The 16,400-nt window shown below is 33.7% G+C and carries 12 protein-coding genes; 2 read left to right on the top strand and 10 right to left on the bottom strand.

What is annotated here, in order from left to right; translation table 11 throughout:
• Positions 1–16: 16 nt before the first annotated feature.
• The 9 genes from ACTU6T_RS02265 to ACTU6T_RS02225 all read right to left on the bottom strand — a co-directional run bounded on the left by ACTU6T_RS02265 (position 17) and on the right by ACTU6T_RS02225 (position 10,240).
• Positions 17–1,459, bottom strand: coding sequence for a pyridoxal phosphate-dependent decarboxylase family protein (locus ACTU6T_RS02265; protein ID WP_460219642.1), 1,443 nt, complete (start codon positions 1,457–1,459; stop codon positions 17–19).
• A 43-nt stretch (positions 1,460–1,502) separates the two neighbouring features.
• Positions 1,503–2,204, bottom strand: coding sequence for a sulfite exporter TauE/SafE family protein (locus ACTU6T_RS02260; RefSeq protein WP_460219641.1), 702 nt, complete (start codon positions 2,202–2,204; stop codon positions 1,503–1,505).
• Between the two features lie 12 nt (positions 2,205–2,216).
• Positions 2,217–2,663: a FixH family protein gene (locus tag ACTU6T_RS02255; RefSeq protein ID WP_460219640.1), complete on the bottom strand. Its 447-nt coding sequence runs from the start codon at positions 2,661–2,663 to the stop codon at positions 2,217–2,219.
• Positions 2,664–2,813: 150 nt separating this feature from the next.
• The gene (gene ccoG, locus ACTU6T_RS02250; RefSeq protein WP_460219639.1) at positions 2,814–4,238 is read right to left on the bottom strand and encodes a cytochrome c oxidase accessory protein CcoG; all 1,425 of its coding nucleotides are present in this window, start codon (positions 4,236–4,238) and stop codon (positions 2,814–2,816) included.
• A gap of 3 nt (positions 4,239–4,241) precedes the next feature.
• Positions 4,242–5,192: a cbb3-type cytochrome c oxidase N-terminal domain-containing protein gene (locus ACTU6T_RS02245; RefSeq protein ID WP_460219638.1), complete on the bottom strand. Its 951-nt coding sequence runs from the start codon at positions 5,190–5,192 to the stop codon at positions 4,242–4,244.
• Entirely contained in the window at positions 5,189–5,374 is a 186-nt protein-coding gene (locus tag ACTU6T_RS02240; protein WP_460219637.1) for a CcoQ/FixQ family Cbb3-type cytochrome c oxidase assembly chaperone, read from the bottom strand. The genes ACTU6T_RS02245 and ACTU6T_RS02240 overlap by 4 nt, the downstream gene beginning before the upstream one ends.
• Positions 5,375–5,380: 6 nt before the next feature.
• Positions 5,381–7,570: a cytochrome-c oxidase, cbb3-type subunit I gene (gene ccoN / locus ACTU6T_RS02235; RefSeq protein ID WP_460219636.1), complete on the bottom strand. Its 2,190-nt coding sequence runs from the start codon at positions 7,568–7,570 to the stop codon at positions 5,381–5,383.
• Between the two features lie 6 nt (positions 7,571–7,576).
• A complete protein-coding gene (gene ccoS / locus ACTU6T_RS02230; RefSeq protein ID WP_460219635.1) occupies positions 7,577–7,765 on the bottom strand; it encodes a cbb3-type cytochrome oxidase assembly protein CcoS in 189 nt (62 codons plus the stop codon).
• Positions 7,766–7,867: 102 nt separating this feature from the next.
• On the bottom strand, positions 7,868–10,240 hold the full coding sequence (locus ACTU6T_RS02225; RefSeq protein WP_460219634.1) for a heavy metal translocating P-type ATPase: 2,373 nt from the start codon (positions 10,238–10,240) through the stop codon (positions 7,868–7,870).
• A gap of 107 nt (positions 10,241–10,347) precedes the next feature.
• Between ACTU6T_RS02225 and ACTU6T_RS02220 the strand changes: the two genes are divergently transcribed.
• A complete protein-coding gene (locus tag ACTU6T_RS02220; RefSeq protein WP_460219633.1) occupies positions 10,348–11,025 on the top strand; it encodes a Crp/Fnr family transcriptional regulator in 678 nt (225 codons plus the stop codon).
• Between the two features lie 68 nt (positions 11,026–11,093).
• On the opposite strand, the gene ACTU6T_RS02215 is transcribed toward ACTU6T_RS02220, so the two are convergent.
• Positions 11,094–11,657 carry a YdeI/OmpD-associated family protein gene (locus ACTU6T_RS02215; protein ID WP_460219632.1) on the bottom strand — a complete coding sequence of 188 codons (564 nt, stop codon included), beginning with the start codon at positions 11,655–11,657 and terminating at the stop codon, positions 11,094–11,096.
• A gap of 571 nt (positions 11,658–12,228) precedes the next feature.
• Between ACTU6T_RS02215 and ACTU6T_RS02210 the strand changes: the two genes are divergently transcribed.
• A complete protein-coding gene (locus tag ACTU6T_RS02210; RefSeq protein ID WP_460219631.1) occupies positions 12,229–16,383 on the top strand; it encodes a DUF8202 domain-containing protein in 4,155 nt (1,384 codons plus the stop codon).
• Positions 16,384–16,400 lie beyond the last annotated feature (17 nt).

The raw sequence follows: 16,400 nt of genomic DNA, 5'->3' as shown, positions 1-16,400 counted from the left end.
TATGTGAAAGATGTTCTTATTTTTTGAATGTTTTTGCAAAGGTTTCGCATAACTCTAAAGTAGCTTTAACATCTTCAAAAGTTGTTCTAGGATTTATAAGGCACATTCTAAGTACTATTTGATTTTGCAAGACAGTAGTGACTAATAAAGCCTCTCTCGAAGCCACAACACTTTGCGAAATTTGTTGATTCAATGTATCTAGTTCTTTTTCAGAATATGAATACCCAATGGGATTGTACCTGAAATTAATAACAGCTAAGGTTGCTGGTGATATGACTTCCCAATTGGAGCTTTGTCTCAAGTGAGATTCAACAGTCTCTGTTAAAATTATAGAATAAGAGATGGCATGTTTAAAAGTATTCAAGCCAAATGTCTTCATCGACATATAAAATTTTAAAGCTCTAAAACGACGCGTTAATTGAATGCCATGATCATAGAAATTTATTTCGGAAGTGTTACCTTCAATATCTCTTAAGTATTCAGGTTTTTCACTGAAGGTTTTACTTAACCATTTATGATTTCTCACTAATAAACATCCCATCTCATAAGGTTGAAACATCCATTTGTGAGGATCAATAGTAAGTGAATCAGCTTTTTCAATACCTTTTAATAAACCTTTTCCTTTAGCAGATAAGATGGCTGGTGCACCATAGGCACCATCGATATGAAACCATAAGTTTTCGGCTTTACAAATTTTAGAAATCTCTTGAAGTGGGTCAATACTACCAGTATTTGTGGTTCCAGCAGAAGCGATAATGCAAAAAGGTTGTAAGCCTTCTAGTCGATCTTTAGCAATTGCATTTTTCAGCTTATTGATGGCCATTTTAAATTCGATATCTGTTGGGATAATTCGTACCTGTTCTTTTTTAAAACCTAATACACGTATAGCTTTGATGTTTGAAGAATGTGCTTGATCAGACATGTATACAATGGCTTTAGAGAAATCATCTCCGCAACGCTGTCTTCTGGCCGTTACCAATGCGGTTAAGTTGGCCATAGAGCCACCACTTGTAAAAATGCCTCCACCTTTTTTAGTTGGAAATTTAAAAAGTTTTAGTAGCCAATTCATAGTTACGATTTCTAATTCTGCAGCAGCAGGTGATGCAGCCCATCCTCCAGAAAACACATTGAATCCTGTTGCCAAAGTATCAGCCATAACACTTACATAATTGCTTGGTCCTGGTACAAAAGAATAAGATTTTGGATGGGATACAATATTACTATTAGGAATAACTTTTTGTACTACAAAATCAAAAACTTCTTGATAATGTGTCTCTTTTTCTGGGATTTCAATATTGAAAAGGAAATCCATTTCATCTCTCGAAGCAAAAGCTACTGGTTGTTTGGTATGTTCGGTATCAAAATGATCTACTATAGCATCTATAACTTGATAGCCGTAGGATTTCATATCCTCTTTTGATAGTTGTAATTTGTTAATACTGATGTTGTTTAAGGGCATGATGTTAGTTTGAAAGGCTTTGAATATAGTGATTTGTAAGGTCTTAATGGCAGTCTATTGTACTAGAAGCCATCTCTGCGACTGGTGCAGGTGAGAGGTAAGGAATACCTAATCCTAAACCACGAACGATAAATAATAAACCAATAATGACAATCACAACAGGAATTGCCTTCTGAATACGTTGCTTGAGTGTTGAATTTAAAAATTTACCTAAATAAATTGCAGTGGTCATTAACGGGATTGTTCCTAAACCAAATAAGATCATGTATAAACTACTATGTGCTACATGCTGAGTAGCAATAGACGCAATAACAGCCATATATACTAGACCACAAGGTAGAAAACCATTAAGAAAGCCAATCGTTAAAAAAGTGTCTGCTGTTTTCTTTTTAAGAGCCTGACCTAGTGACGATTTTACTTTAGAGATAAGTTTGTAAATTGGTTTCGAAAAGTTATACTTGTTGAACGTTTGTATTGGTATAAACACTATAGCAATCATCAAAATTCCAATGACTATGGATAGTTGTTGCTGCACTCCAAAGATGTATAACCCTTTTCCAACGAGACCAAAGATGAGACCAATTATGGCATAAGCCATAAGTCTTCCAAAATGATAGGCGACTATTTGAAATACCTTTTTAGTGGAGTTATTACGATCTACAGGTAGCATAAAGGCAATAGGACCACACATTCCAACACAGTGGAAACTTCCTAATAGACCAAATATGAGAGCAGACCAAAGCATTTAATTCATTCTTTAGTAAGTAATCTCTTTTTTGTAGAGATATGATTTTCCATTATATTGCCAATCCACTTTAATGTTCCAACGACCATCTAACAAACGTTTGTCAGGTATGAGCAAATTGTGATTAGACAATGAAATTGCAGTTTCAAAGTCTACGTGTTCATTAGATGGTCTATATAGGAACACTTTTCCAGTGATTTTATTGATGTCCATAGTTTCAGGGAACCTAAGTTCTAAACCCTTATCTGTACGTTTCCATAAGATATTTGTGGTTAAATCGTTAGCATTAGTTTCCTTGTCTATATCATTTTGATATTCTAATTCTTCTTTATAGTAATCTTCTGTGACTAAAGATGTATTGTATTTTTTTGATGCATTCATATTGACTACGAAATACATGATAAAGCTTATAAATGCTATAAAAGCTATTACTATTCCGGTTCCCCAATTTATTTTCATAATCTTTGTTTTTTATGGCATTTCCCACTTTCGTATGCACTTCAGAGGGTCAGGCTTTCCACTGTATCTTTTTACTTGCTTACCTCGACTACGCTCAGCCTCCAAATAAAAAGGATGTCGTTTCAATCCTTAATGCATGTTACATTGCCTTTAATTATAGCTTCTAGGGCCTAAAAAGTTAACAGTTGTGGTTTCAATAATTTCATTTTCGTTATAAACCTCAATCATTAATTTGTTTTTATCGCCCGAGAGTTCGCTTTTATCAATTTCAATAAATAATGTGCCTTCAGCAGATCCTTGAGCTGGTACTTCAAAATTATCTGAAGTTGAAACCAACTTAATTTTTCCTTTATACTTACGTAATTTAAAACTCACATTAGAAATAGTGTCTGTTGTTTTATTTATCAATTTATAGGTAAATACATTACTAATAATATTACCTTCTTTATGTTCATACAATTGACCTGGAAGTCTTAAAATTCTGGCTTCAAGATCGGTTCTTAGCAATAGCATGCCAACTAAAACACCAGTTAAGATAAAGAGTACAGCAGTATATCCTTTTAATCGTGGTGTGTATTCAAATTTCTTTTTTTTCTCAATGTTATCTTCGCTGGCGTATCGAATTAAGCCTTTAGGCAAATTAATACTGTCCATTATATGGTCACATTCGTCAATACATGCGGTACAGTTAACACATTCTAATTGGGTGCCATTTCTAATATCAATTCCAGTTGGACAAACATGTACACATTGCAAACAGTCAATACAATCACCATGACCTAAAGCTTCACGGTCTTCATTTTTTCTAAACTTTTTTCGACCATTGTCACCTTCGCCTCGTTTGTGATCGTAGGCAACTACGATAGATTTGTTGTCTAATAGTACACCTTGAAGTCTACCATAAGGACACGCAATAATACATACTTGTTCTCTAAACCAAGCAAACACAAAATAGAATACTCCAGTGAATATAATCAATGGAAATAAAGTGCCTAAATGTTCAAGAGGTCCATCAGTGATATATCTAATGAGTTTATCACTCCCAATAAGATAGGCTAGAAATACATTTGCAATTAAAAAGGAAACGACCAAAAAGATGAACCATTTTAATACACGTTTTCTAATTTTTTCTGCATCCCATTGTTGTCGATCTAATTTACGTTGCTTATTTCTGTCACCTTCAATCCAATATTCTATTCTACGAAATACCATTTCCATGAAAATTGTTTGCGGGCAAATCCATCCACAAAAAATTCGCCCAAATCCTACAGTAAATAGCGTGATAAAGACAACGCCAATAAGCATTGAAATCACAAATAAGTAGAAGTCCTGAGGCCAAAATGGAAACCCAAAAATATTGAAACGACGTTCCAATACATTAAACATCAAAAACTGATTTCCATCAACCTTGATGAAAGGTGCTGTAAATAAAAATGTTAAAAGAACGTAGCTTACGATTTTTCGTTTATCGTAATACCGACCACTCGGCTTTTTTGGGTACACCCAAGCACGTTTGCCTTCTTTATTTACAGTACCTATAGAGTCTCTAAAGGATTCGTTATTGGGTGTTTCCATGCGTTATTTTTCTTCTATTACAGAAATTGAATCTGCTTTTACTTCTATAGTTTCAGTGGCTTCATCAACTACAGGAGCATTCTCATCGATCCAAATATCACCTTCAGGTGCTTTAGGTTCTGCTGGAGTAGTGCCTTCAAATTGAAGAACATAGCTCGCTACTTGGGCCATTTCTGATGGTTTTAAGCTTTGTTTCCAAGCAATCATACCTTTACCATCACGACCACCTTCAGAAATCGTTTTAAATACATTCTTGATACCACCTCCTAAAATCCAATTTCTATCAGTAAGGTTAGGGCCAATGCCTCCACCGCCATCAGCTTTATGACAAGCAACGCAGTTCATTTCAAAAATGGATTTGCCAGCATTTAAATCTGCCGCATCTGTTAACACTGTCACCGTGTTGAAATCAACTAAATCTTTTGCTGTTTTTTTATATTCTTCAATATCAATTTTTGCTTGAGCTATATCAGCTTCTAACTCATCATATTGAGTGTCTCCATTAAAAATGTGATATTTAGTAAGATAAATTGCTCCAAAAATGATTGACGCATAAAACCCGTAAAGCCACCAAGGTGGTAAATCGTTGTCTAATTCTTTGATGCCATCATAGTTGTGATCTAAAATGATATCGTGTTCTTCTTCTAACGGTTTTTGACCTAATGATTTTTTGTATAACGACTTAATCCAAGCTACAAATTTTGAAGGCTCAGATTTTTTTGCCTTATATCGCGTTTTAGCTTCTGCATCTAAACTTTGGTATAATACATTATCTAGTGCGCCAACAATAGCTTCTATGGCTACAAGAATTAGAAATACAAGTAGTAAGAATAAGCCAACTAATGGTTCTGATATAAATGCCGGCTGATCTCCAGAATCAATGAAGTATTCTGTAAGTCCTAAAATGATAAAGAATACTACAGGTACTCTTATCCATGATGGTATATGTCTCATAGTTCTGATGGATTTTGGTTATCTAAAGGAAGGTTACTCACCTTAGTGATATAGTCTTTTTTTGCAGTAATTACCCACCAAAATAAGATGACGAAAAAACTGAAAAATATAGTTAAGGAAATCAGAGGATAGATTTCTATTCCTGTGATACTTTCCATGTGATTTTTTACAAATTTTAGCATGATAAATTAGTTTTGAGTTGAACTTATATCTTGATCTTTCACTTTAATATCTGTGCCAAGACGCTGTAAATAAGCAATGATGGCTACAATTTCCCTATCGCGCATTTGGATAAATGCATCGCCACCAGATTCTTTATCAGCTTGGTAGGCTGCCGCAAAATCTGGATCAGTATGAAGATTTTGTTCTATTTGAGTGCCTTGTGCTGTCATAGACTGTTGGGCATTAGCTATGTCTTCCTCAGAATACGGAACCCCTAATTTTACCATAGCTCGCATTTTGGCTTCAGTTTGTGATTTATCAAGTTCATTTCTTACTAGCCATTGATATGCTGGCATAATAGAACCTGATGAGGTGCTTTGTGGATCATACATATGATTTAAATGCCAGTTATCTGAATACTTTCCACCAACACGATGTAAATCTGGTCCAGTACGTTTACTTCCCCAAAGGAATGGATGATCATACACATATTCTCCTGCTTTAGAGTATTCTCCATAGCGTTCAACTTCGTTTCTAAATGGTCTTACCATTTGAGAGTGACAACCAACACAGCCTTCTCTTATATAAATATCTCTACCTTCAAGTTCTAAAGGAGTGTACGGCTCTACACTTGCGATTGTTGGGATATTAGACTTTACTAATAAGGTTGGTACAATCTGTACAATACCACCAATCAAGATTGCTACAGTAGCAAAAATGGTTAATTTAATAGGCTTACGCTCTAACCATGTGTGCCATCCTTCTCCAGCTACACGTTTTTTAGATACGCGTTGAAGTGCAGCTGCTTCAGCTAATTCATCACTTACTTTACTACCATTTCTTATGGTAATAATTACGTTAACAATCATAATAATCATACCAGTTAAAAATAGAGTCCCACCAATAGCGCGCATCCAATACATTGGCATAATTGCAGTAACCGTTTCTAAGAAGTTACCATATTCTAACGTTCCATCCGGATTAAACTGTTTCCACATTGCCCATTGTTGGAATCCTGCCACATACATTGGTAAGGCATAGAAAATGATTCCTAAAGTACCTATCCAAAAATGGAGGTTAGCTAGAGCGAGCGAGTGTAATTTTGTTTTAAATAATTTTGGTACTAAATAATAAATCATACCAAAGGTTAAGAAGCCATTCCAGGCCAAAGCTCCAACATGCACATGGGCAATAATCCAATCGGTGAAGTGTGCCATGGCATTCATGCTCTTTAAAGAAAGCATTGGACCTTCAAAGGTTGCCATACCGTATCCGGTAATCGCAACAACCATAAATTTCAACACTGGGTCTGTTCGTACTTTATCCCAAGCACCACGAAGTGTTAGGAGTCCGTTAATCATACCTCCCCAAGACGGCATTAATAGCATTACTGAAAAGGCAACACCTAGATTTTGAGCCCATCCTGGAAGTGCTGTATATAATAAGTGGTGAGGACCAGCCCAAATGTAAATAAAGATTAAAGACCAAAAGTGAACAATTGATAGTCTATAAGAATACACAGGTCTATTTGCTGCTTTAGGAACAAAATAATACATCAATCCTAAAAAAGGCGTTGTTAAAAAGAAAGCCACCGCATTATGACCATACCACCATTGAACTAAGGCATCTTGTACACCAGCGTATACGGAATAACTTTTAAGTCCGCTCACTGGCATTTCTAAACTATTGAAGATATGAAGTACCGCAACAGTTACAAATGTGGCTAAGTAAAACCAGATGGCTACATATAAATGACGTTGTCTACGTTTAAGAATAGTTCCAATTAAGTTCCATCCAAAAACGACCCATATGACTGCAATCGCAATATCAAAAGGCCATTCGAGTTCGGCATATTCTTTAGATGTTGTATAACCAAGAGGCAATGTGATTGCCGCACCTACAATAATAGCTTGCCATCCCCAAAAGTTGATTTTACTTAGAGTATCGTTGAACATTCTTGCTTTTAATAAACGTTGTGTCGAATAATAGACACCGGCAAAAATGGCATTTCCAACAAAAGCAAAAATTACTGCATTGGTATGTAATGGTCTTAAACGACCAAAACTTAACCACGAAATACCGTCAGTGAGGTTTGGGAATAAAAACATGAACGCCAATAGGAGACCTACTAACATTCCTACAACTCCCCAAAGCATTGTGGCATAGAGGAAATTTTTTACGATTTTATTATCGTAGTGAAACTGTTGAACTTCCATAATAATTTAATTAGTCTTTTTTATTTTAACAGATGGTTTTGGTTGCTCTTTAACGAGTTCGTCTTCAAAAAGCATTCTAACAGAAGGCGTATAACTATCATCAAATTGTCCTTTTTTTACTGCAGTTATAAATGCAATAAAGAACACAACAGCAACTATAATGCTGATACTTAATAAAATATATATAACACTCATACCTATTAGAAGTTATAGTTCAAAAATACAGTTGAACCAGTTCTTAAAACATGATATAAATCATGTTTAAAAAATTAATTTCAACTTTTTATAATCTCTTTTTTATTTTAATGTTCTTCCCATAAGATTAGTAGCAATGGTTGTAAATATCACAATGCTTATTGAACTTAAAGGCATTAATATTGCTGCAACTACAGGAGCTAGTTGTCCAGTCACTGCAAAATAGAGCCCGATGACATTATACATAAACGATAATGCAAAACTCCATTTTATGATATTGATAGCACTTTTTGAAGCGCTTATAAATTTGTTAAGTTGATTAAATTTTGTCGCATCTAAAATGGCATCACAAGCAGGAGAAAACACATTTACATTTTCTGATATTGCGATACCAATATTACTTTGAGCTAAAGCACCTGCATCATTTAAACCATCACCAACCATTAATACCCTAGCGCCTTCACTTTGATGATATTTAATGTACTCTAATTTGTCATCTGGTTTTTGATTGAAAATTAATTTGGTTTTGGATGGAAGTAACTTTCTTAGATTTTCTAATTCACCTTCATTGTCACCAGATAAGATGACCAAATCATATTGCTTTTTCAGTATATTAAATAATTTGGCTAACCCTTTTCTATAGCTGTTATAAAAGATGAATTTTCCCTTGTAGTTATTATTAGTACTTACATGTACAGTGGTGTTTAGTACAGATGTTTCAGTGGTGCCAACAAAGCTCGCCGATCCAATTTTGATTTGATTAGACTTATGTGTTGCTTCAATACCCTTACCTAAATGTTCTTCAAAATGGTTTAGTGAAATGATGTCATGTTCATCTAAGATATCATAAAGCGTTCTACTCAACGGATGATTTGATCCTCTTAAAGTATTTTTTAGGAGTACTTTTTCTGAAGGGTTTAAGGTAATGCCTTCATAATCAGCGGTGCTTTTTTTATTAGAAGTAATTGTTCCGGTTTTATCAAATATGATGGTGTTAATAGCTGCTAACTGTTCGATGACTGCTGCGTTTTTAACGTAGAATTTTAGCTTTCCGAAGATACGTAGCAAATTTCCGAAGGTAAAAGGAGCCGATAATGCAATAGCACAAGGGCAAGCAATTATTAAGACTGCAGTAAAAACATTCATGGCTTTTGAGGCATCTACAACTAGCCAATATGCTGTAGCTATAATGGCAATGCTTAAGACGGCTAAAGTGAATTTTTTACTAATCTTATTTGTAAGTGTTGTAAAGCCATCTTCTTTATTTTTATTGAAAACATCATTACTCCATAATTGGGTAAGATAGCTTTGTTCAACAGATTTGATAGCTTCCATTTCAAGAACACCAGAAGTTTGTTTGCCTCCTGCATACAACTTGTCGCCAGATTGTTTGCTTACAGATTCTGATTCGCCAGTAACAAAGCTATAGTCTATTCTAGCCTTTCCATTAATAAGTATACCATCTACTGGAATCAATTCTTCATTTCTAATTAACAAGCGGTCTCCTTTTTTTATATCATAAACTTGTATTGGTGTTTCATGACCATCTATAGTAATTTTAGTTACTGCTATCGGGAAGTATGATTTATAGTCGCGTTCAAAAGATAAAAAAGTATAAGTTTTTTGTTGGAAGAACTTTCCGAGTAATAAAAAGAAAACAAGACCAGTTAAACTGTCAAAAAAACCAGAGCCAAGGTCGAGTATGATTTCGATGGAGCTTCTAAGAAATAAAACTGCGATTCCTAAAGCAATTGGTACATCTATATTGAGTAATTTAGATCGTAGGCCTTTGTAAGCTGAAATAAAATAATCTTGTCCGACATAAAATACAACAGGTAAAGAAAAGGCAAACATCAACCAACGAAATAGGTGTTTGTATTTCTCTAACCAAAACTCACCCACTTCGAAATACTCAGGAAATGATAAAAACATCACATTTCCGAAAGCAAAACCAGCAATTCCTAATTTATAGATTAAACTGCGATTAACATTTTGTTGTCCAGTTTTGAAATCGTTTAACGAAATATAAGGCTCATATCCTATAGCGCTAAGAAGTAATACCACTTTTTTGAGTGAGAATAATTCAGAATTATAGGTGACTCTTACCGTTTTCTTGCCAAAGTTAACCTGAGAAGATGTTACATCTGGGTTAAGTTTATTGAGGTTCTCTAATATCCAGATACAAGAACTACAATGAATGTGAGGAATATATAAGGTTGTTATTTGAGTTTTACCATCGTTAAATTCAGTCAGTTTTTCAATGATTGACTCTTGACTTAAAAAGTCGTATTTCCCTTGAATTTCTTTTGGAACAGCCCCTGGAGCAGCTTGCAAATCATAATAGCAAGTTAAGTCGTTTTCTGAGAATATCTCAAAAACGGTCTTACAGCCATTGCAGCAGAAGTTTTTATTGTCAAAGGTGATTGTTGTTGTGTTGCAATTATCACCACAGTGGAAACAAGTAACCTTGTCCATAATATTTGCTCATTTATACCTGATGCAAATATTGAAAATGAACGCCTCAAATAATATGATTTTTGTCATGTTTTGATTATTTTTACATAACTACTTAAAGTTGAAGTATGAGTAAATGCGAACAGTGTATAGTTAGACAATTTAATTCGTTAAAAGCGTTGACCAAGGACGAGTTGGTGAGAATTTCAAATTGTCGAACATCGAAAATTGTAAAGAAAGGAGAAGTCATTTTTGAAGAAGGCGAAACTATAAATGGTGTGTTTTGTATTAAAGATGGTGTATGCAAATTATCGAAGTTGAGTGCTAACGGAAAAGATCAAATTGTGAAGTTAGTAGTTAAAGGAGATTTATTAGGGCAACGTTCATTAGTGGGAAATGAATCTGCAAATTTAAGTGCAGTAGCACTTAATGATATGGAGGTTTGTTTTATTCCTAAGAGTGAAATTATGAATGACCTTAAAAATAACTCTAAATTCTCAATGGAAATACTTCAGCAAATGGCTCAAGACTTAAAAGGTTCTGAAAATGTCATTGTAGATATGGCACAAAAATCTGTGAAGAATCGATTGGCAGATGTCTTGGTGTATATTCACGATAATTTTGGTCTTACCGATGAGGGTTTTTTGTCGATAACCCTATCTCGTGAAGATTATGCAAATATTGTTGGTACGGCTACAGAATCGGCAATAAGAATTATATCTCAATTTAAAAAGGAAGGCTTGATTTCTACTAAAGGAAAACAGATTAAAATAGAAAACCTTCAAAAACTAAAATTTGTCGAATAGTTACTACTAAGAATTTGATTCTTAATGTTAAATTCGGATTTTAACTATAATTTAAATAAGGATTGTACTTACCAATTACCTCTACTTTTAATATTAGCTTCGCATAGTTTAATTATTTCTGTAATCCGATTTTGTCTTGTAATTTCTCTCTTCGCATTAAATAACCAATATAAATACCCTTTTCTATAGGAAGGAGCAAAGTTGTTATAATTTTCAAGGGCCTTAGGATTGTTGTTAAATGCTTCTTGTAACTCTGATGGAATAATTCCTTTTTCCACATTATCTAAAGCTGTCCAACTTCCATTTTCTTTGGCGATTTTAATAGATTTTAAACCACTTTCATGCATTAAGTTGTCTTTAATTAATGCTTTTATATGTTTTTTATTGACTGCACTCCAAACACTTTTAGGTTTTCTGGGACAGAAATATTGTTTCCGTTTCCCTTTGCCTAAACTTTTTACAGTAGAATCAATCCAACCATAACAAAGTGCTACTTTTACAGCTTCTTCCCAACGCATAGAAGCTTCTTTGTTTTCAACTTTAAAAAATATTAAATAGATGCCATTAGATTTATCATGATTATTTTCTAACCAATGTCGCCATTCTAAATTGTTTTTGAAGTAATATTCCATAAACTGTAAAATTTTGTAGTAAAATTAAGGCATTTATCGCTATAACTTATTGGTTTTATAGTTTTTAAGCTTCGATTTTTGTAGGAATAATAGGCGTGTTTTGGCGATATTTTTAACAAATTTATGCATTTCGTCGAATTTATTATGCTTTTAATCGATTTTATACGTATGTTTGTTTTGCGTAAGTATAATTTTACGCAGTTATTGAAATTACGGAAATTATATTCTGTAATTAAATATTTGGCCCCAAGCCTATGAAACATAAATACCTAATTAAAACAGTAAAAACTGTAACGTTGTGTCTTATCTATTCCTAGTCTGTTTTCAGATAAATCAGGAAATTTTAGTTCATTATCGTCATATTAACTGGTACTACATTTCATAATATTGTTTCAATATCTAATTAATCTATAATACTTTTCGTAATAGCAAAGTATTCTCCCTCGTTGTGTTATCTACTATTATAGCTAGTAGTGATACCACAGTATTTGACAAATAACATTATTAAAAACAAAAGTAAGGGAGATTTTACTTAACCAAATGATGCGACACATCATTAAAAACTATTATTATGAAAACTATTAACAATTTTGGAAGTTCTACTTTTACAAAATTATGTATCCTAATCTTCTTATTAGTATTTAATACAGTTATTGTATTTGCTCAATCACCAGGTAAAGTGCCTGGTAGCCTTCAACTATGGTTAAAAGCAGATGCTTCTACAAGTACAACAACTAATAATCAACGTGTAAATAGTTGGGGGGATAACTCTTCTAATGCATTTAGTATAGTCAAAGGATCAACTAATGGGCCTACTTATCTTACCGATGCTATCAATTTTAATCCTGCTTTGCGATTTACAAGAAGTGGAGGAGAGTATATGAAAATTCCAACAGCAACTGTTTCAGGTACAGGATTAGATATTACGCCTTCACCAGATGCTGCTATTACAAACCCTTCTAGTATGTCTATTTTTGCTGCATTTTTAACAGATCAAAGTGGTGCTGGAACAATATTATCTCGAGCTACTGGAAGTAGCAGGAGTTATCAACTATGGTTAGGTGATAGAGATAGGGTAGTTCATTATACATTAGCTAGAACATCAGGTACAGGACAAGGTGATCCTAATAGTGGAATAAACTACGGTATTACACATGCAAGAAATGATCCAAAAATTTCTTCTTTAGTGGTAGATATTAATGGTGCTTCACTTGTTAATGACCCAAATGAAGCTACAGGCAAAATAAAAAAATATGTCAACGGCTATTTAGATCCTCTAACAACATATACAGATGGTGATGCTGGATTTGGTACTGGAGAAACAACTGACAAAGATGTCATCATTGGAGGAAGACGTAATAGTAGTAATACAGACATTGGAAATCTATTGCAAGGTAGAGTTGCAGAAATCATTGTTTATAATAGGGCATTAACGGCACTCGAAAGGCAAAGAGTAGAAACCTATATGGCAATTAAATATGGTATTACACTTGGATATAATGACGAGTATTATAGATGGGAAAATTCACCAAATCATACAACTACTTTTGGATATTCTGGTACAAGTAACGATTATGTGCTTTCAAATAACTCTTATGCTTGGGTAGGTTCAAATAATGCAGGATTTGGATATAATGTTTTTGGAATAGCAAGAGACGATGATTCTGGGTTATTACAGCTAAAATCTAAAAGTGTTCACGTGGCCGAAATCACAAAAGAGACTTCTGTATTAACTATGGAAGACGAATCGGGTTCGATTACTAATGATAGAGATTATCTATTGGTTGGAAATAACGGATCAGATATTGAATTAAAAACTTCAGGTGTTCCAGAACGTGTATATAGTACAATCGGAAGAGTTTGGAAAGCTAGAGAAAGTTCAAATGATGTTGGTACTATAAAATTAGATTTTGATTTAAGTCAATGGAGTATTTCTGGGATGTCTGATTTGGAACTAATCGTATCAAATAATAGTGATTTATCTAATTATAAAAATATTACTGGAACATATAATTCTACTACAAAGACAGTTTCTTTTACTGGGTTAGATTTAGATGATGGAGAATACTTTACATTGGCTAAGTTGCAAGAGATGCAAGATTCTTATCATTTTAGTTTTGATGGGACATCAACATATGTTGATTTAGGAGATAATTTTGATTTAAATACATCTGGTTTTACTATTTCAGCTTGGATTAATAGAGATATTAATTCTGGTGGACGTACAATTATTGCTAAGCGAGACAATGCTAATACAGAGGGCTTCGATTTTAAATTAAATAATACAGGAAAGCTATTAATGAAATGGAGAAATACTTCCGGTGTTTATCAAACATCTGTCGCTAATACAACAATTCCTTTTGATGAATGGCATCAAGTTGCTGCTACCTATGATGGTAGTACACTAAGAATGTATATCGATGGTGTATTATCACATACTGAGTCTAGGACTCAGCCAACCGCATCTAATAACTCATTGTACATAGGAGCTGCTGGTGACACACCAGATAAGTATTTCTCAGGATATATTGATGAAGTTCGAATTTGGAATACAAAACTATCAGAAAAGCAATTACGTTACATAATGAACCAAGAAATTGAAAATAAATCTAATAAAGTTAATGGCTCGTATTTCGAAAAGCAAAATGTGACACCAACTAAAAATGATATTGGAACAGTAGATTGGAATGACTTAGAGTTATACATGCCATTTTCTCATTTAAGAGGAAACTGTCTATTCAACAAATCTTCTCAGACTAATTTAAATGGAAGGTTGTATAACTTACCAAACAGTTCAATTGATGATCAAACAGCACCATTGCCTTATAAGTCAACTCAAAATGGAACTTGGAATTCGAGTTCTACTTGGGCAAATGGTAGTGTACAAACAATACCAGGCGCTAAATCTATTGTTAATAGTGCAGTTAATGTTGAATGGAATATCGTTGAAACGTCTCATAAAATTTCAATGGATAATTCAACTGTAAATTCTAAAAATAGATCACTTCTTGGGTTAATTGTAAATTCTAATGAATTAACTATATCTGGAAGTAATGCTTCTAAATCTGGTGGCGGACTTACGATAACTCACTATCTTAAATTAGATGGGGATATAGATTTGGAAGGTGAGTCTCAATTAATACAAACTGAAAATAGTGATTTGGATATAACTAGTTCTGGTGAATTAGAAAAAGATCAACAAGGAACAAAAGACAAGTTCACTTATAATTACTGGTCTTCACCTGTAGGGTTGACAAGCACAACAGCTAATAATACAAACTATACTATAAAAAGTACATTTAGAGATGGAACTAATTCAGCATCTCCGCAAAATATAAATTTCATAACGAATAGTTATGATGGAAATTCAGGACCACCAATTGGTATAGCAGATTATTGGATTTGGAAATTTGCTAATCAGCCAGATGATGATTACTCAGCATGGCAGCATGTAAGAAGTACAGGTACAATGAAACCTGGAGAAGGTTTTACAATGAAAGGTATCACTGATACATCTGGAAATGTATCATTAGAGCAAAATTATACTGTAAACGGAAAACCTAATAATGGAGATATTACATTACCACTTAATGCAGGTAATGACTATTTAGTAGGAAATCCTTATGCTTCAGCAATTGATGCGCATGAATTTATATTAGATAATGGACCAACAATTGATGCACCAGGAAATACAACTGGAACCATTTATTTTTGGGAACATTGGGGAGGTGGATCTCATGTGCTTTCTGAATATCAGGGTGGTTATGCAACATATAATTTGGCAGGTTCGGTACCAGCAGTTGCTTACGGAACTCCAGATCCTGATGTTGATCAGAGTAGCTTAGTTGGAACAAAATTGCCAGGAAGATACATTCCTGTAGGACAAGGGTTCTTCGTTGTAGGTGAAAATACTGGAACCATAAAATTTAATAATAGTCAGCGTATTTTCGTTTCTGAAGCTGGAAGTTCTTCAACATTTATGCGTACTGATGGTACTAATACTGAAGCAAATGCTAATTCACAAGATCAAGCTGAAGAAGATACACGATTAAAAATTCGTTTTGAATTTAACTCTGCTGGAACTTATAGTAGAAAGATACTGGTTACGGTAGATGACAATGCAACCACTGGGTATGATTGGGGTTATGATGCCGAGCTATATGATAATCAAGTTGATGACATGTACTGGCTAATTGATGAAGGGAAATATGTAATTCAAGGTATAGATAATATTAATGCAGATACGGTGCTTCCGTTAGGCGTTAATTTGAATCAAGCTGGGATGCAAAGCATTTCTATGCAGTATGCTGAAAACATAACAGATCCAATTACTATTTATTTACATGATATTGAGTTAGGGATTTATCATAACTTAAAAAATGATGGTGCCTATAATTTTAATGCTGGTCAAGGAGTTTATTTAAACCGATTTGAAATTGTATTTCAAAATAAAGATGTATTAAGCGTTGAATCTGCTGAAGTTGAAGATGAATTAGATGTCTTTTATGATTTAGATGATGAAATCATAACCATTAAAAATCCTAAAAATTTGACTATAGATAGTATAGAAATATTTACGATTCTTGGACAATCAGTTTTTGCCTCTGATGACTATTCAGTAAATAATGAGTTTAACATTGAAGCAAAGACATTTAGCACAGGAACATATATAATAAAGATTGAAACTGAGACTGGAAGTTTCACTAAAAAGATATTAGTTAATTAGTTAGTTTTTTAATTTTT

The organism is Psychroserpens citreus (assembly GCF_055686305.1).
The sequence above is the reverse complement of the archived record's forward strand: the minus strand, read 5'-3'. Positions and strand labels throughout refer to the sequence as shown.